15 protein-coding genes are annotated in these 16,459 nt (G+C 66.5%); 3 read left to right on the top strand and 12 right to left on the bottom strand.

Translation table 11 applies throughout. From position 1 onward, the window contains the following. Nucleotides 1-63: 63 nt before the first annotated feature. The 6 genes from NUW50_RS00205 to NUW50_RS00180 form a co-directional block, all read right to left on the bottom strand. Entirely contained in the window at nt 64-1,596 is a 1,533-nt protein-coding gene (locus NUW50_RS00205; protein ID WP_258287034.1) for an ABC transporter substrate-binding protein, read from the bottom strand. 103 nt (nt 1,597-1,699) lie between these two features. After that, entirely contained in the window at nt 1,700-2,545 is an 846-nt protein-coding gene (locus NUW50_RS00200; RefSeq protein WP_258287033.1) for an ABC transporter ATP-binding protein, read from the bottom strand. Beyond that, nucleotides 2,542-3,531: an ABC transporter ATP-binding protein gene (locus tag NUW50_RS00195; protein WP_258287032.1), complete on the bottom strand. Its 990-nt coding sequence runs from the start codon at nt 3,529-3,531 to the stop codon at nt 2,542-2,544. The genes NUW50_RS00200 and NUW50_RS00195 overlap by 4 nt, the downstream gene beginning before the upstream one ends. After that, nucleotides 3,528-4,442, bottom strand: a complete 915-nt coding sequence (locus NUW50_RS00190) for an ABC transporter permease (RefSeq protein WP_258287031.1) — start codon at nt 4,440-4,442, stop codon at nt 3,528-3,530. The genes NUW50_RS00195 and NUW50_RS00190 overlap by 4 nt, the downstream gene beginning before the upstream one ends. Beyond that, nucleotides 4,442-5,359 (bottom strand): ABC transporter permease, encoded by a 918-nt coding sequence (locus tag NUW50_RS00185; protein ID WP_258287030.1) that lies wholly within the window; start codon nt 5,357-5,359, stop codon nt 4,442-4,444. Before NUW50_RS00185 ends, NUW50_RS00190 begins: the two co-directional genes overlap by 1 nt. Before the next feature lie 199 nt (nt 5,360-5,558). Then, nucleotides 5,559-6,764 carry an ROK family transcriptional regulator gene (locus NUW50_RS00180; RefSeq protein WP_258287029.1) on the bottom strand — a complete coding sequence of 402 codons (1,206 nt, stop codon included), beginning with the start codon at nt 6,762-6,764 and terminating at the stop codon, nt 5,559-5,561. Between the two features lie 315 nt (nt 6,765-7,079). Between NUW50_RS00180 and NUW50_RS00175 the strand changes: the two genes are divergently transcribed. The 3 genes from NUW50_RS00175 to NUW50_RS00165 are packed head-to-tail and all read left to right on the top strand — an operon-like array spanning nt 7,080 to nt 10,500. Further along, the gene (locus tag NUW50_RS00175) at nt 7,080-8,204 is read left to right on the top strand and encodes a Gfo/Idh/MocA family protein (protein WP_258287028.1); all 1,125 of its coding nucleotides are present in this window, start codon (nt 7,080-7,082) and stop codon (nt 8,202-8,204) included. Nucleotides 8,205-8,231: 27 nt separating this feature from the next. Continuing rightward, nucleotides 8,232-9,047, top strand: coding sequence for an SDR family NAD(P)-dependent oxidoreductase (locus NUW50_RS00170; RefSeq protein WP_258287027.1), 816 nt, complete (start codon nt 8,232-8,234; stop codon nt 9,045-9,047). Nucleotides 9,048-9,084: 37 nt separating this feature from the next. After that, a complete protein-coding gene (locus tag NUW50_RS00165; RefSeq protein ID WP_258287026.1) occupies nt 9,085-10,500 on the top strand; it encodes an amidase in 1,416 nt (471 codons plus the stop codon). 26 nt (nt 10,501-10,526) lie between these two features. Here the strand turns inward: NUW50_RS00165 and NUW50_RS00160 are convergent, their stop codons facing one another. The 6 genes from NUW50_RS00160 to NUW50_RS00135 all read right to left on the bottom strand — a co-directional run bounded on the left by NUW50_RS00160 (nt 10,527) and on the right by NUW50_RS00135 (nt 16,433). After that, nucleotides 10,527-11,126, bottom strand: a complete 600-nt coding sequence (locus NUW50_RS00160; RefSeq protein ID WP_258288278.1) for a Crp/Fnr family transcriptional regulator — start codon at nt 11,124-11,126, stop codon at nt 10,527-10,529. Nucleotides 11,127-11,367: 241 nt separating this feature from the next. Next, nucleotides 11,368-12,771: a glutamate decarboxylase gene (locus NUW50_RS00155; RefSeq protein WP_258287025.1), complete on the bottom strand. Its 1,404-nt coding sequence runs from the start codon at nt 12,769-12,771 to the stop codon at nt 11,368-11,370. A 65-nt stretch (nt 12,772-12,836) separates the two neighbouring features. Further along, a complete protein-coding gene (locus NUW50_RS00150; RefSeq protein ID WP_258287024.1) occupies nt 12,837-14,327 on the bottom strand; it encodes an APC family permease in 1,491 nt (496 codons plus the stop codon). 97 nt (nt 14,328-14,424) lie between these two features. Beyond that, nucleotides 14,425-15,153 (bottom strand): lipoyl protein ligase domain-containing protein, encoded by a 729-nt coding sequence (locus NUW50_RS00145; protein ID WP_258287022.1) that lies wholly within the window; start codon nt 15,151-15,153, stop codon nt 14,425-14,427. Then, the gene (locus NUW50_RS00140) at nt 15,150-15,386 is read right to left on the bottom strand and encodes a lipoyl domain-containing protein (protein WP_258287021.1); all 237 of its coding nucleotides are present in this window, start codon (nt 15,384-15,386) and stop codon (nt 15,150-15,152) included. Before NUW50_RS00140 ends, NUW50_RS00145 begins: the two co-directional genes overlap by 4 nt. 30 nt (nt 15,387-15,416) lie before the next feature. Continuing rightward, nucleotides 15,417-16,433: an alpha-ketoacid dehydrogenase subunit beta gene (locus tag NUW50_RS00135; RefSeq protein ID WP_258287019.1), complete on the bottom strand. Its 1,017-nt coding sequence runs from the start codon at nt 16,431-16,433 to the stop codon at nt 15,417-15,419. Nucleotides 16,434-16,459: the final 26 nt, after the last annotated feature.

The raw sequence follows: 16,459 nt of genomic DNA, 5'->3' as shown, positions 1-16,459 counted from the left end.
CGGGTTCCCGGGGCGGGACCGAAGGTGGCAGCCGGCCTGAGGAGGCAGCCGGCTGCGGGCGTGTTACTTCCAGCTGGCCCAGTAGAATCGGGGCTGCTCGTCGGGATAGGCCGTGAACTCGAGATCCGAGCGATAGGCATAGGGTGTGACGAAGCTGTGGATCGGCACCGTGAGCGCACGTTCGGTGATCAGACGGATCGCTTCCGAGTAGAGCGCCTTGCGGGCCTCGACGTCGATCTCCTTGCCGGCCCTGTCGACCAGGTCGGCAACCTCGGCGTCACCGACGCGGTCGGACGAGGACACGCCGCCGAAGAAGGCGGGCAGGATCGCCGCCGCGTCCATGATCGAGTAGGAGCCCCAGTCCCAGTAGCCGATCGGCACTTCGCCCTGGCCGAAGAGATCGACCAGCGTGGCCCCCTGCATCACCGTCGCTTCCGCGTCGATGCCGACCTTCTGGAGATCCGCCTGCACCGCCGCGACCCACTGGGCATTCCGCGCACCGATGACCTTGGTCTTGAAGCCATCCGGATAGCCGGCCTCGGCCAGAAGCGCCTTCGCCTTTTCTGGATCGTAGTCATATTTCACCGCGGCATCCACGTCGCAGCCGAACTGGTCCGGGAAACAGGGCGTGTCGATCACGCGGGCGTCGCCGCCGACGAGATACTCGACCAGATCGGCCTTGTTGATGGCATGGGCGAGGGCCTGACGCACCTTCACATTGGCAATCGGGTTGTCCTTCGGATCCTCGCCGGCCTTGCCGATGATGTTGAAGTTGAGGAAGCCGATGCGCATCGATTCCGACAGGTTGGCGGTGATGTTCGGCTGGGCGTTGAGCTGCTCGACCTGGTCGGCGTTGTATTTCCAGATCCAGTCGGCCTTGCCCGAGATCAGTTCGACAAGCTCGGTGGATTCGTCATTGACGACGCGGACATCGATGGTGCCGATCTTCGCCGGGCCTTTCGGGCTGTCGAAATAGCCTTCGTTGCGCTCCATCACATAGTGGCTGACCCCGTCGATGAGCGTCATCTTGTAGGGGCCGGTGCCGACCATGTTCTTGCCCATCCCCTCGGGCCCGACTTCCGAATGGTATTCGTTCGGATACATCGGCAGAACGCTGGAGAAGTAGTCGAGCGCGGCCGGGAAGGCCGAGTTCAGTTCGACATCGACGGTGTATTCATCGACCTTGCTGGCGGATTTGAGGAAGCCGAGATTGGGAATGAGGATCTTGCTCTCGGGGTCGGCGACGAAGTTCAGCGTATAGGCCACGTCATCGGCGTCGAACTTCTCGCCGTTGTGGAAGGTCACGCCCTCGCGCAGCTTGAAACGCAGATGGTTGTCGTCGAGCCATTCCCAGCTGGTGGCAAGCAGCGGCTCGAATTCACCCGTGTCCGGGTGCTTGAACACCAGCGTGTCCATCACCAGCCCGGCCATGATGAAGCCGGAACGCAACTGGTTGAAGTAGGGATCGACGTTGGGGACCGACTCCCTCCACACGATATGCAGGGTGTCGTCGGACTTGTCGGCATAGCTCGGCACCGCGCCGGCGCTGACCAGTCCCAGGGCGGCGACGGCCGCCAGAAGAAATTTACTCTTCATCGCACAAGGCTCCTTTCTCGATATTTACGCCGCCGGAATCCGTGCTTTTTTCCGTTCGGCCGGGGTAATTCGTCGGACGTGAGACTCCTTGGGTTGAACCTGTTCATGGCTTCGTGTCGGGGCTTCCCTCTTCGGTGGATGCAAGCAGCGGGATCCCCGCGCCCGGCGCCACATCGAGCGCCGAGGCAAGTAGTCTGCGGGTATAGGCATGCTGCGGCGCGGCCAGGACGGTGGCGGCATCGCCCTCCTCGACGATGTCGCCGAAATACATGACGGCAACCCGGTCGGCGAGGAACTGCACGACCTGCAGGTTGTGGCTGATCAGGATGAGAGAAACCTTCATCCGCTCGCGCAGTTCGCGCAGCAGGTTCAGGATCTGCGCCTGAACCGAAACGTCCAGCGCCGATGTCGGCTCGTCGCAGATCAGGATGCGCGGCTCCAGCACCAGGGCCCGGGCAATGGCAACGCGCTGACGCTGGCCGCCGGACAGCTGGTTCGGAAAGCTGCTCAGCACCCGGCGCGGCAGGCCGACGGCATCGACGGTGGCGGCAACCTTCTCTTCCATCTCGGATCGGTTGCCAAGCCCGTGCACCTGAAGCGGCCGGCGCACGGCCTCGCCCACCGTCTCGCGCGGGTTCAACGAGGAATAGGGGTCCTGGAACACCGGTTGCAGGACCCGGGCGATGCCCTTGCGACCCAGCCCCGAGATCGGCGCGCCATCGAGGAAGACCTCGCCGCGCGTCGGCGGCTCCAGCCCGAGCAGCAGGCGCGACAGGGTGGACTTGCCGCAACCGCTCTCGCCGATCAGGCCGAGGATTTCGCTCTCGCCAAGCGAGATCGAGACATTGCGCACGGCCTCCACGGTGCGGCGGCGGCCGAACTTGCCGGCCGAGACCCGGTAGGTCTTGCCGACGGCGTCGGCGCGCAGAACCTCGCGGCGGCCGGTCATGACGCCCCCTCCTCTGCATCGGCCCTGATGCAGCGGACCTTGTGGCCGCCGAGATCGGTCAGCGGGATCCTGGCGCGGCAGGCCGGTTCGGCCAGGGCGCACCTGTCCCGGAAGGCGCAGCCGGTCAGCTCGCCGATCAGGCTCGGCACGGTGCCGGGAATGACCTGAAGCGGCGCATCGCGCTGGCCGGCATGGGCCGAGGGCAGGCAGCCGAGCAGGCCGCGGGCATAGGGATGCAGGGGCCGGGCAAAGAACTCGGCGGTCGCCGCTTCCTCGACCACTTCGCCGGCATACATGACCACGATCCGGTCAGCGACCCGGGAGGCGACGGCAAGATCATGGGTGATCAGCATCAGCGCCAGACCGAAGCGATCCTTGAGGTCGATCAGCAGCCGCAGGATCTGCGCCTGGATGGTGACATCCAGCGCCGTGGTCGGCTCGTCGGCGATGATCAGTTCCGGCTCGCACATCAGCGCCATGGCGATGACCACACGCTGCCGCAGGCCGCCCGAGAGCTGATAGGGGAACTGGCTGAGCCGCTCTTCCGGGTTCGGAATCCCGACCTGCCCCAGCATGTCGATGGCGCGGGCGCGGGCTTCGCGCTTCTGCCGCGGGCGATGGCGGCGGTAGACCTCCATCAGCTGTTCACCGATCGGCAGCGACGGGTTCAATGCGGTGAGCGGTTCCTGGAAGATCATCCCGATCCGGTCGCCGCGCAGGTCGCGCATCCGGCGCTCGCCGGCCTTGAGGATATCCTCGTCGCGCCAGTGCAGACCGCGCGCCTCGCGCCGTGCGCCGCGCGGCAGAAGGTTGAGCACCGCCATCGCGGTCATGGACTTGCCGCAGCCGCTTTCGCCCACGACACAGACGGTCTCGCCACGACCGATGTCGAAAGAGACATCGCGCACCGCATGAATGGTGCCCTCGCGATGCGGCAGGCTGACCTTCAGCCCCTCGATCGACAGCACTGTGCCATCGGTTCTCATCGGCCCCTCGCCTCCGGATCGGTCACGTCGCGAATCCCGTCGCCAAGCAGGTTGACCGAGAGCACCAGCACCATCATCGCGATGCCGGGCAGCGTGATCAGATAGGGCGAGAACAGCAGGTACTGCTTGCCCTCGGCGATCATCAGGCCCCAGTCCGGCGTCGGCGGCTGGACCCCGAGCCCAAGGAACGACAGCGCCGCGGCGATGAGCACCGCATTGGCCAGTTCGACCGTCGCGATGACGATCAGCTGGTTGACGATGTTCGGCAGGATGTCGCGGCGCAGGATGGTGAAGTTCGACGCCCCGGTGGCGCGGGCGGCGACCACGAACTCGCTGCTGCGGAGTTGCATCGTCGTGGCCCGTGCGATGACCGCGAAGCGGTCCCAGAGCAGCAGCCCCAGAACGATGATCAGCAGCTTGAGCGACGGCCCGGCGATGAAGGCGACCGCCAGCGCGATGAGCACCGCCGGCAGCGCCAGGCGGACCATGATGAGGAAACGGACGGCGAAATCCAGCGTGCCGCCGAAATAGCCGGCCAGAACGCCGATGACGGTGCCGAAGATGCCGGCCACGGCGATGGTGCTGAAGCCGATCAGCAGCGAGATCCGCCCGCCCCACAGAAGCCGGGCCAGGTAGTCGCGCCCGAGATGGTCGGTGCCCAGCGGATGCTCGGCGGTTCCCCCGGCCCAGACCGGCGGGCGCAGCCGGCTGACGAGGCTCTGGTCGAAGGCGCTGTGCGGCACCAGGAAGGGGCCGATCATGGTCAGGAACAGGATCAGGAGGAACAGGCCGCCGCCGATGGTAATGCCGGTGTTCGACAGCCAGCGCCGAAGCGTCGTGCGGCCGCCCGACGCCGCCGCCGGGGCAGCATCGGGTTGCGGCAAGGCTTCGGTTTCCGCTTTGCCGGCCATCACTGCGCCCTCATCCGCGGGTCAAGCGCGGCATGCAGAAGATCGCTGATGAAGGTGAGGATGCAGTAGATGCCGCCAAGCACCAGGACGATCGCCTGCACGACCGGGTAGTCGGCACGGTTGATCGATTCCCAGGCAAGATAGCCCAGGCCCTGCACGCCGAAGACGGTCTCTAGCACCACCGAGCCGCCCATCAGTGCGCCGAGCTGGACGGCGGCGATGGCGACGACCGGGATCAGGGCGTTGCGCAGGGCGTGCTTGAAGACGATCGTGAAGGGGAACAGCCCCTTGGCACGGGCGGTGCGGACGTAGTCGGCGCGCAGGGCGTCGATCATGCCCGAACGGGTCAGGCGCATGATGGTGGGCATGGTGGCGATGGCCAGGACCGCGGTCGGCAGCACGAAATGGCGCCAGGTCTCGGAACCCGACACCGGCAGCCAGCCAAGGTGCAGACCGAAGAAGATGATGAACAGCAGGCCGAGCCAGAAGGGCGGCATCGCCTGACCGAGCACCGCGCCGCCCAGTGCCAGCCTGTCGAACAGGCCGTTGGGCTTCAGCGCCGAGATCGTGCCGAGCAGGATGCCGAAGATGATCGCGGTGCCGAGGCCGAGCGCGGCGAGGCCCAGGGTGATCGGCAACCGGCGGGCGATCAGCGTGCTGACATCCTCGGGGAAGAAGAGCGAGCGGCCGAGATCGCCGCGCAGCGCATTCAGCGCCCAGTCGAGATACTGGATCGGCAGCGGCCGGTCGAGCCCGTATGCGATGCGGACCTTCTCGACATCGGCGGCCAGCGCTTCCGACCCGGCAATGCGCTGCGCCAGATCGCCGGAGGCCCGCAGCAGGACGAATCCGACGACGGACACGACCACAAGAACTGCGGCGGACAAGAGAAATTGGCGGACTGCGTATCTCTCCATGCTCTCCCCCCGTCATCCGGTGCCACGTCCTTGTGCCGGATGACTTGGAAAGAGGATCAGGTGAAGCCACCTATTTGTCAACAACCCAGACTAATAAATTGGAACGACCGCCCGGAAAGCCGGAATCCGGGCGATTCCGGGGGCTTTCCGCGTTCATTTGTTCGGGGGATGGGCAAAATTCCCGGCTGCGCCATCGGCGCTATGCGCCGTTGCGGGGCGCCAGCCGCACGGAATTTCCCGCCGACACGCCGAAAGTCTCCTCATAGGCCAGTTCCGAGGCGGTGAAGACGGCGCCGACCAGCTGCGCACGCGCACCGAGCGCCGTCGGATTGATCTCTGGCGCCAGCGGCGTGCAGCGCGGGATATAGCGCCGCACGGCGTCGATCATCTCGGGCCGCACACCGATCTGCCCGCCCATGATGACGACCTCCGGGTCCAGGACCGCGACGACCGAGGCGATGGCCAGCGCCACCATCCGCGCCGACTCCGCGACCACCGCAACGGCGGGATCATAGGCCTTCTGCGCCGCATCGAAGATGTCGCGCACGCTCGCTCCCGAGAAGCCTCCATATGACTCGAATTTCTCGACCATCGCCGCGGCGCCGACCTCGCTTTCCAGCGTTCCGGCAGAAAACTTGCGTGAATCAAAGGGGTTGGCGCCAATCGGAAGAAAGGCGATCTCGCCCACCGCCCCCTTGCGGCCCTTCAGCAGCTTGCCGCCGATGATGGCGCCCATGCCGATGCCGGCGCCATGCGCGACAAAGCAGAAGTTGTCGATTCCCCGGGCGCTTCCCTGCCACTGTTCGCCGCGCGTCGCCATGTCCACGGCGTTCTCGACGGTCAGCGGGATGCCCAGGCGGGCTTCCAGTTCCCCGGCGAAATTGATCGTGCCGATGCCGGGAATGTTCGAGGCCGCCAGCACCGCCCCGGTGCCGTGATGAACAAAGCCCGAGACCGCGATGACCCCGCGCCGCAGCCGGCTGCGGTCGATGCCGGTCTCGCGGATCAGCCGGGACACGAGCTCGGCGATCTGGTCGAGGGCGAAGAGACCGCCCCTGCGGTCGGTATCCTCCTCGGCCTCGACCGCGATCTTGCCGCTCATCGAGGCGATGGCCACCCGCAGGCTCGAACCGCCCAGATCGACCCCGACGACATAGCAGGCCGCCTCGTCGAATTCATACATGACGGCACGCCGCCCGACCGAGCCGGTCCCCCGGCCGCCAACCCGCAACCAGCCTTCGTTTTCAAGGTCGCGGACGACCTCGGACATGGTCTGTTTCGAAAGCCCGGTCACCTTGGCCAGCTGCACCCGGCTGATCGGCCCATGCTCCAGAACGGCATCTATGACGGCCTGAAGCGACAGCTGGCGGGCGACGGGCGGGGTGGCCGGCGCTGGCTTCTTCATGGATACCTCATACGTAAGTGTCACGGACGAACTCTTCCTTTCCGGCCGTCATCCGGCGCGGCGCGGGCCCGGGCCGCCAGAGCGTTACTTTAGCACGTAAACCACAACCTAGCCGACATGAAACCCTCTGAAGCGGCCATTTCGCCGAAAACGCCCGCCTGACACCGCCTTCCCCGCCGCGGCGGGACGATTGGATGCGGCGCTTATTAGTCCGGGTCCTTTACAAATGAAATGACCTATGCGCAAATGAAGCCTCGCCCGGACGGGCCTTGGGAGGACCGCTGCGCGGTCGCAGGACAGACGGAAGGTCACGCCATGACCCAGCAGTTGAAAGTTCTGGTTGTCGGATTGGGGCATATGGGGCTTGCCCATGCCAGGGCCTATGACCGGCTCGACGGATACAGGCTTGCCGGCCTTTGCGCGCGCAGCATCGCCGGGCGCGACGATCTGCCCGAGGCCTGGGCCGAGATCCCGCGTTTCGCCGATTTCCACCAGGCGCTTGCCGAAGTGCGGCCGGATGTCGTGGCGGTCTGCACCTGGCCGAACACCCATGCCGAATTCGCCATCGCCGCCTTCGAGGCCGGTGCGCATGTCTTTCTCGAAAAGCCGATCGCGCAGACGGTCGAGGATTCCGAGCGCGTCGTGGCTGCGGCCAGGCGGGCCGACCGCAAGCTGCTGGTCGGCATTTCGCCGCCGCACAGCCCGATGTGGATCAGGATGGAGGCGCTTGCCAGGACTCTCGGCAAACCGCTGGTCATGCGGATGAACCTCAACCAGCAATCCATTGGCCCGGCGTGGAACTGGCATCGCGACCTGATGGAATCCTCTTCACCGGTGGTCGATTGCGGCGTGCACTATGTCGATGCGATGTGCGCCATGACCGGGGCGCGGCCGATCAGGGTTCATGCCATCGGCGCCCGGCTGACCGAGGACATCCCGCCCGGCATGTACAATTACGGTCAGCTGCAGGTGATCTTCGACGATGGCTCGGTCGGCTGGTACGAGGCCGGCTGGGGCCCGATGATCAGCCAGTCGGCCTTCATCGTGAAGGACATCATCGGCCCGAAAGGCTCGGTCAGCGTGCTGTCGCCCGAAACCGTGCCGCCGACGCCGAAAGGCGCAACCCAGGCCACCTCGTCGGAAATCTCGACCCATTCCAGAATCCGGCCGCTGCGCCTGCACCATGCCGCGCTCGGCCCCGGAAACGAACTCGTCGAGGGCGACGAGGACATCGAGATCGACGAGGCGCTGACCCACGACCAGATCTGCGACCGCAAGCAGCAGGCCCTGCTGGACGCGATCCGCGAGGACCGCGACATGTCCGAGCACATGCGCCGCGCCGTCGACAGCATGCGCATCGTGCTGGCCGCCGACGAGAGCATCCGCGAGGGCCGTCTGGTCGAGCTCGCCCCCGGGCCAGAGGCAGAGCCGAGCCGCTAGAATTCCACGCCATCCACTGGAGCCAACATGACCCTGAACACCGAGCCGGCAAGCACCGCCGAGTATCTGCGCCCCGCGAAGCTGATCGACCGCGTCGCGATCGTGGTCGGCGGGGCGCGCGGCATCGGTGCGGCGATCGGAAAGCGCCTGTTCGACGAAGGCGCCCGGGTCATCCTCGGCGACACCAATATCGACCTGGCCCGCAAGACGGCGGCCTCCATCGGACCCGCCGACCGGGTCATGGCGGTGGAGGTGGACATCTCCCAACCCGATGCCGCGGCCACGATCGTGGACAGGGCGATGCAGAGCTTCGGCCGGCTCGACATCCTGGTGCAGAACGCGGCAATCTATCCCTGGACCCTGATCCAGGACATCAGCGCCGAGGAATGGGACTCGGTGCTGGGCGTCAATTTGCGCGGCGCATTCCTGACCGCGCGGGCCGCGCGTGATCCGATGGCGGCGGGCGGCGGCGGGCGGCTGATCTTCATCTCCTCGATCACCGGCCCGCGCGTGTCGAGCCCCGGCCACGCGCATTATGCGGCCAGCAAGGCGGGGATCAACGGCTTCGTGCGCACGGCGGCGATCGAGTATTCCTCGCTCGGCATCACCGTGAATTCGGTCGAGCCCGGCAACATCCTGACCGAAGGGCTCAAGGCCGGGCGCACCCAGGCCTTCATCGACAGCATGAGCGCGGCGGTCCCGCTCGGCCGGCTGGGCGACCCGGAAGATGTCGCCAATGCCGTCGCCTTCCTTGCCTCGGACGATGCGTGCTACATCACCGGCACGTCGATCATCGTGGACGGCGGCCAGACGCTGCCGGAATCGAAGGATTTCGCCGTCTAGCCGTTCGCCCATCCGCCATCTCCCAGGAGCCGCCCCCATGTCGTCCCGTCCCGAACTGATCGACCGCACCGCCTGCGCCATCGTCGACGCCCTCCGGCAGGGAGAGATCACCACGCTCGATCTGCTCGATGCCCTGGAGGCGCGCATCGCCGCGGTCGATCCCGGCGTGAATGCACTGCCGACGCTGTGCTTCGATCGTGCCCGCGATTGCGCGCGGCGGCTGATGGACAAGCCGGCCGGGGAACGCGGACGCCTGGCGGGAATGCCGCTGCCGATCAAGGATCTGACCGAAGTCGAGGGCGTGCGCACCACGCATGGCTCTCCGATCTATGCCGACCACATTCCGGCACGCTCCAACATCCTGGTGCAGAATATCGAGGCCGAGGGCGGCGTGGTCTATGGCAAGAGCGCGGTGCCGGAATTCGGCGCCGGCGGCAACACGTTCAACGAGGTATTCGGCGCGACGCTGAACCCGTGGAACCGCAGCCGCTCGGCCTCCGGGTCCTCGGGCGGGGCGGCGGTGGCGCTGGCGACCGGCATGGCCTGGGTCGCGCATGGCAATGACATGGGCGGCTCGCTGCGCAACCCGGCAAGCTTCTGCGGGATCGTCGGTCTGCGCCCGACCCCCGGCAGAGTGGCCCGCGACCCCGGCACGCTGGTGGACAACCTGCTGGCCGCCGACGGTCCGATGGCCCGAAACGTCGCCGACACCGGCCTGCTGCTCGATGCGATGTGCGGCGAAAATCCGGCCGATCCGCGTTCGCTGCCGCGTCTCTCACTGAGCTATCGCGAGCACGCCAGCCAGCCGCGGATGCCGCGGCGCATCGCCTTCAGCGCCGATCTGGGCATCACCCCGGTCGATCCCGAGGTCGCGGCCATCTGCCGGGCGGCGGCGGAGAAGCTCGCCGGGGACGGGGTGCTGGTGGAAGAGACCCATCCGGACCTCTCCGAGGCGCATGAGGCCTTCCAGACCCTGCGCGCCTTCCACTTCGCCGCCTCGCACGCGCAGAAGCTGCGGGATTTCCCCGAGCTGCTGAAGCCGGAAATGGTCTGGAACGTCGAGAAGGGGCTGAAGCTGACGGCCGCCGAACACCTGAAGGCCGAAGAACAACGCGCCGAAATGGTGGCGCGGACGGTCGCGTTCTTCGACGACTTCGACCTGCTGCTGACCCCGGCAACGATCGTGCCGCCCTTCCCGATCGAGAACCGCTATGTCGAGCGCTGCGCCGGCCATGAATTCGAGACCTACATCGACTGGCTGGCCATCGCCTATGCGATCACCCTGACCACCGCGCCGGCGCTGTCCATGCCCTGCGGCTTCACCGCCGAGGGTCTGCCCGTCGGCCTGCAGGTCGTGGCGCGGCCCCGTGCCGAGCATGACCTGCTTTCCTATGCCGCCTTCATCGAGTCCGAACTCGACGCGACCATCACCACGCCGATCGACCCGCGCTAGCCGCGACGCCCGAAGGCGCCGGTCGGCTAGGCGTCGTCATGCGCCAGGCGGCGCAACCGCTCGAGGTCGAGGATGACCACATGGCCCTTCTCGAAAGTGGCCAGCCCTTGTTCGCGGAATTGCTTGAAGGCCTGGTTGGTGCTGGGGCGCGAGGCCCCGACCAGGGTGGCAAGCTCTGTCTGCGACAGGTGCACCCGGATGAACCGGCGGCCGCGCAGCTCGTCGCCGAAATCCTCGTTCAGCATCAACAGCACATCCGCCAGCCGCGCCGCGACCGAGCGGAACACCAGGTCTTCGGTGCGGATCATGACCCGCTTGAAGCGCTGGACGATCTGCCGGGTGACGGAAAAACACAGCTCGGGCACGCTGCGCAGAAGTTCCGAGAATGCCGGCACGGGCACTTTCAGGACGATGCAGCGATCGATCGCCTGGGCGAAGTTATCGCAAGGCTGATCGCTGAACGCCGCCATTTCCCCGAAGACTTCGCCGGGCTTGACGAAATTCAGGGTGAATTCATGGCCCTCCTCGGACAGCCGGTAGATCCGGACCAGCCCCGTCTCGAGGATGAAGACCGCATCCGGGGCCGGGTTCGGGGCAAAGATGGTCCGGCCGCGGCTGACGGTCAGCCGGGTCGCCCTTGCCCGGAGTTCCGACAGCGCCGGCTCTGGAACCCCGGCAAGCGGGTCGATGCGTTCATAGTGCCAGTGGGTCAGGGAATTCTCCCGCGACAGCCTCGGCGGCCAGCATAGGAGCGTTGCGGGAAAATGAAACCGATCGGGGCCGCCGGGGACAAAACGTCGCTTCCGGGTGCCCCCCGGTCCGGGAACGGAGCACCCCGCCAGGGGCCGGCCCTGGCGGGGCGATGCCTTAGCGGCCGCTGTGGTCGAAACTGCCGGTCTCGAAAGCGGTCAGCGGCACCCCGACCGGATGCCGTTCGAAATGCGCCAGTGCGGCGCGCATGTCCTCGATCAGCAGGTTGCCCATGTCCTCGCTGAACCCGTGCCGCACCAGGATACGCTGCACCACGAGGTCTTCACGGTCCGGCGGCATGGAATAGGCGGGCACCAGCCAGCCGCGGGTGCGCAGCCGGTCGGCCAGATCGTAGAGGCTGAAACCGGGATGGGCATCGGGCTTGAACCGCCAGGACACCGCCGGGATGCCCGAGGTGCCGCCGTCGTGGATGATGTCGAACAGCTCCATCCGGTCGATCGCCTCGGACAGCCGGAAGGCGATGTCGTGGCAGGCCTGCTGCACCTTGCGGTAGCCTTCGCGACCCAGCCGCAGGAAGTTGTAGTATTGCGCGATGATCTCTCCCCCGGGGCGCGAGAAGTTCAGCGCGAAGGTCGGCATGTCGCCGCCCAGATAGTTGACCCGGAAGATGAGGTCTTCGGGCAGTTCGGCGCTGTCGCGCCAGACCACCCAGCCGACACCGAGCGGCGCCAGGCCGAACTTGTGCCCCGAGGCGTTGATCGACTTGACCCGGGGCAGGCGGAAATCCCATTCGAGCTCGGGCGTGATGAAGGGCGCCAGGAAACCGCCCGAGGCCGCATCGACATGGATGGGGATGTCGAGCCCGGTCTCGGCCTGCAGCTTGTCGAGCGCATCGCTCACCCCCTTCACGTCCTCGTACTGGCCGGTGAAGGTGACGCCCAGCGTCGGCACCACGCCGATGGTGTTCTCGTCGCAGCGTTCAAGCACGGTTTCCGGGCTCATCAGCAGCCGCTCGCCCTGCATCGGGATTTCGCGCAGCTCGATGTCCCAGTAGCGGGCGAACTTGTGCCAGCAGACCTGCACCGGCCCGGTCACCAGATTGGGCCTGTCGACCGGCTTGCCGGCCTTGCGCTGCCGATCCCGCCAGCGCCATTTCAGCGCCATCCCGGCCAGCATCGCGGCTTCGGACGATCCGGTGGTCGAACAGCCCATCGTGTCGGCCGCCTCGGGAGAGTTCCACAGATCGGCAAGGATGTGGACACAACGCGACTCGATCTCGGCGGTCTGCGGGTATTCGTCCTTGTCGATCATGTTCTTGTCGACGCTCTCGGCCATCAGCGCACGCACTTCGGGCTCCATCCAGGTGGTGCAGAAGGTGGCCAGGTTCTGGCGCGCGTTGCCGTCCATCATCAGCTCGTCATGGATCAGCGCATAGGCATGGCGCGGTTCGCGTTCCTCGGCCGGCATCCGGTATTTGGGCAGCGAATGCGACAGGTCGGGAGAGGCATAGACATCGTCGAGCAGGGCGTCGCGGATGTCGTTTCTGCGGTGAAGAGACATGGAGGTGATCCTTCGATTGGTGACATTCCGGTGGGCGGCCCCTTGCAGGGCCGCCCGCAGGGGGTTCAGCCGGCGGCCTCGGGAGAGGCGGCGGGCTGCACCCATTCGGGTTTCTTCGCGGCATGGATGAGGAAGGGCGCGGCGCCGAACACCACCAGCCCGGCGATCACCAGCCCGGTGTAGAGCATCGGCGACCCGACCGGCACCTGGCTGGGCGGGAAGAACGAGACGACCAGCGCGAAGGCCACGGCGAGGAAGCCGAAGCCGGCGATCAGCCACATCCCCAGGCTCCCGCCGGGCACGCGGAAATGCCGCTCGGCATCGGGCGCAGTGTAGCGCAGCCGGATCGCGGCGGCATACATCATCAGATACATCAGCAGGTACAACGACACCGTCATCGCGCTGAGAAGATAGAACGCCGCCGAAGGGTTGGGGAAGATCAGGTAGAAGCTGCCCAGAACGGTGACGATCAGCGCCTGGAGCAGAAGGATCATCCTCGGCGCCCCGGACCGGTTGGTGACCGCGAAATGGGGCGGGATCTCTCCGTTCTCGGCGGTTTGCAACAGGGCCCGGCTCGGCCCGCCGATCCAGGTGACGATCTGGCCCAGGGCCCCGGCCGCCAGGAAGGCGGCGATGACGGGCACCATCCAGCCGAGATGGAACTTGTCCAATGCGGCCTTGTAGGCCTGCATGATCCCGGCGGTCAGGCTCAGCTCCTTGACCGGGAACATCGTCGCGATGGCCAGCGAACCGAAGGTGAAGATGACGAAGACGATGATCGCGGCCAGGATCATCGCCTCGGGGAATTCACGCGAGGGGCGTTTCATCTGGCCCGCCCGCACGCCCTGCACCTCGACCCCGGCAAACAGCAGGACCGTACCGGCAAGAAAGGCGATCGAGCCGAGACCCGATATCTGCGGCAGCCAGGGGTGCACCTGATGGCCCGCACTGGAGGTGGCATCGGTGACGACGGCCGAGGCCGAAATCAGCTCGATCGGATTGCCGAGCGCAATCCAGACCACCGCGAGGACCATCAGGAACAGACCCGGCAGGACGGTGCCGAGCACGAAGAGCCACTGGCTGAAACTGCCATAGGATTTCTCTCCGAACATGGCGATCAAGGTGGCCAGCCAATAGACGACGACCACGACGGCGAAATTGAAGAACGGGCTGGAGGCCAGATCGGGCCGCCCGGCCACATAGGCCAGCGCCCCCGCCGTAAAGCCTAGGGCCACCGGGTACCAGACAACATTCTGAATCCATTGCAGCCAGACCGCGGCAAGCCCCCAGGAACTGCCGAAGGCTTCCTTGACCCAGGTGTAGACGCCGCCCTTGTCCCGGGTGAACATCCCGCCCAGCTCGGCCGAGACGAAGGCACCGGGGATCAGGAAGAACAGCGTCGCGAAGCCGATGTAGAACCACATCGTCAGCCCTTCCTGGGCCATCATCGGCAGGCCGCGCAGGCTGAGAACGGCGGCGGCGGTCATCAGGGCGACGCCCCAGACCGTGAAACGATGCGCCTTGGCGGGCGCATCCGATGGAGATGGTGTTGACATGTCTTTCTCCTCGATTTGCGGTCGAGGGCGATTTCGGAATTGATGTCCTCGACAGGTTGCTCCCTGCCGCAAATCAATCCGGGACGCTGTTAGCTGCCTAACCGCGCCGAGCACGAAACCGCGATCGCGGCAGCACCCGCTCGGCAAGGCCGGCAAGGAAGCGCCCCTGCATGGCATCGGCCTGTCCGGGCCCGGCCAGGTCGTGCAATCCGACATGTGCCGCGGCCTCGATCCGCCGGTCGATCCCGCAATCGCGGTAGAACCGGTTCAGCGTCGCGATCATGTCCGGGTCCGGGCCGCGCATCAGCATCATCGCATGGCTCTGCACCGCGTGCCCGGCCGCGACAGGGCGCCAGCGCTGCGCGGTTCCGGCAAATTTCCGGCCCGCGACGGTGACATTGAACCGGCCATCGCAAAAGGCCCCGGGCACCGAGCCGTGGCAGGAGTCGATGCCCAGATCGGCAAGGGCCGCGCGGATCGGCGCGGTCAGGTGCCGGTAGGCATCGTCCAGCCCGGGGGCCGGCCCGGGCGGCGCACGAAACAGCAGCGTCAGGTTTGTGACCCCGGGCCCCTGCGGCACCAGATCCCCGCCGGTGGCGCGCAGATGCACCGGCCACCCGGCCTCGGCGGCCGCGGCGCCGGCGCGGGCAAATCCGGGCAACCCGCCCAGCCGCTTCGGCGCGACCAGCGCCGGTTCGCAGGACCAGAGCAGGGCAGCGGCGGCGGCGCGCCCCTCGGCGATATCGGCCAGGCGCGCCGCCTCCCAGTCCAGGGCCTCGGCCAGGGGCATTTCCCGCACCGGACCGGGCGCCGCCGTCTCGCTCAAGTGATCTGCCCGATCACGTCTCCCTTGCGCACGATGGCGTCGGCCTGACGGGTGATCTTCAGAACCCCGTCGGCGGGCGCGGCCACCTCGAACTGCGACTTCTCGACCATGATCTCGGCCAGAAGCGCCCCCTTCTTCACCGTCGCCCCGTCCGAGGCCAGCCAGTTGGTGATGACAGCTTCCATGCTGTCGTCCTGCCACAGATCCTGCGGCACTTTCACATCGGTCGCCATGCGCGCGCTCCTTCCGTTGTCCGACACCTGCTACATGTTGCGGTATGCAGCGATGATCTTGTCCGGATTGGGCAGGCAGAACTGCTCCATGTTGCGCGCGTAGGGGATCGGCACATCCGGGAAGGTGACCCGCGCCGGAGAGGCTTTCAGCTTCGAGATGTCGTGCTCGGTCACCGTCGCGATGATCTCGCCCGACACGCCGTAGCTGTGATAGTCCTCGTCCACCACGATCAGTCGGCCGGTCTTGGCGACCGAGTTGATCACCGTCTCGCGGTCCAGCGGGACCAGCGACACCAGATCGACGACCTCGGCGCTGACGCCCTCCTCGGCCAGCTTGTCGGCGGCCTTCAGCGCGTTGTGCACGCCCATCGCCAGCCCGACCAGCGTCACGTCGGTGCCTTCGCGGACCACCTTGGCCTTGCCGATCTCGACCGTATAGCCTTCCTCCGGCGTGTTGACGGTCGCCCGCGGCTCGGTCCCGAGCCAGCCCATCCCCTGCAGTCCCTTGTGGAACATGTAGACCACCGGGTTGTCGTCGCGGATCGCGGCGGTCATCAGCCCCTTGGCGTCATAGGCGTTCGAGGGCGAGACCACCTTCATCCCCGGCAGGTGCGCGAAGGTGCCGTAGAGGCATTGCGAATGCTGGCCGGCGTCGGAATAACCGCCGCCGGTCGAGGTCATCAGCACCATCGGCACCGAGGCATTGCCGCCGGCGAAATAGGTGTTCTTGGCCATCTGGTTGTAGATCGCATCGAAGCAGACGCCGAAGAAATCGACGAACATCAGCTCGACGATCGGCCGCATCCCGTCCATCGCGGCGCCCACGGCGGCGCTGATGAAGCCGGTTTCGGAAATCGGCGTGTCGCGGACCCGTTCCTTGCCGAATTCGTCGAACAGGCCACGGGTATTGCCGAAGATGCCGCCGAACCCGGCGACATCCTCGCCCATCACGAAGACCGAGGGGTCGCGCTGCATTTCCTGCTGCATCGCCTCGGCCATGGCGCGGGCGATGGTCAGGCGGCGTTCGTTTGTCGGTTGGTCAAGCATGGCTATGATCCTTTCATACCACTCGC

The organism is Frigidibacter sp. ROC022 (genome assembly GCF_024723735.1).
Taxonomy (GTDB): Bacteria; Pseudomonadota; Alphaproteobacteria; order Rhodobacterales; family Rhodobacteraceae; genus SLM-1.
Note: the sequence above shows the minus strand (reverse complement) of the source record. Positions and strands in the feature narration are given on the sequence as shown.

Excerpts from the sequence above, each read along its gene's own strand:
- NUW50_RS00205 (WP_258287034.1), bottom strand. The coding sequence starts at position 1,596 with ATGAAGAGTAAATTTCTTCTGGCGGCCGTCGCCGCCCTGGGACTGGTC.
- NUW50_RS00200 (WP_258287033.1), bottom strand. The coding sequence starts at position 2,545 with ATGACCGGCCGCCGCGAGGTTCTGCGCGCCGACGCCGTCGGCAAGACC.
- NUW50_RS00195 (WP_258287032.1), bottom strand. The coding sequence starts at position 3,531 with ATGAGAACCGATGGCACAGTGCTGTCGATCGAGGGGCTGAAGGTCAGC.
- NUW50_RS00190 (WP_258287031.1), bottom strand. The coding sequence starts at position 4,442 with ATGGCCGGCAAAGCGGAAACCGAAGCCTTGCCGCAACCCGATGCTGCC.
- NUW50_RS00185 (WP_258287030.1), bottom strand. The coding sequence starts at position 5,359 with ATGGAGAGATACGCAGTCCGCCAATTTCTCTTGTCCGCCGCAGTTCTT.
- NUW50_RS00180 (WP_258287029.1), bottom strand. The coding sequence starts at position 6,764 with ATGAAGAAGCCAGCGCCGGCCACCCCGCCCGTCGCCCGCCAGCTGTCG.
- NUW50_RS00175 (WP_258287028.1), top strand. The coding sequence starts at position 7,080 with ATGACCCAGCAGTTGAAAGTTCTGGTTGTCGGATTGGGGCATATGGGG.
- NUW50_RS00170 (WP_258287027.1), top strand. The coding sequence starts at position 8,232 with ATGACCCTGAACACCGAGCCGGCAAGCACCGCCGAGTATCTGCGCCCC.
- NUW50_RS00165 (WP_258287026.1), top strand. The coding sequence starts at position 9,085 with ATGTCGTCCCGTCCCGAACTGATCGACCGCACCGCCTGCGCCATCGTC.
- NUW50_RS00155 (WP_258287025.1), bottom strand. The coding sequence starts at position 12,771 with ATGTCTCTTCACCGCAGAAACGACATCCGCGACGCCCTGCTCGACGAT.
- NUW50_RS00150 (WP_258287024.1), bottom strand. The coding sequence starts at position 14,327 with ATGTCAACACCATCTCCATCGGATGCGCCCGCCAAGGCGCATCGTTTC.
- NUW50_RS00140 (WP_258287021.1), bottom strand. The coding sequence starts at position 15,386 with ATGGCGACCGATGTGAAAGTGCCGCAGGATCTGTGGCAGGACGACAGC.
- NUW50_RS00135 (WP_258287019.1), bottom strand. The coding sequence starts at position 16,433 with ATGCTTGACCAACCGACAAACGAACGCCGCCTGACCATCGCCCGCGCC.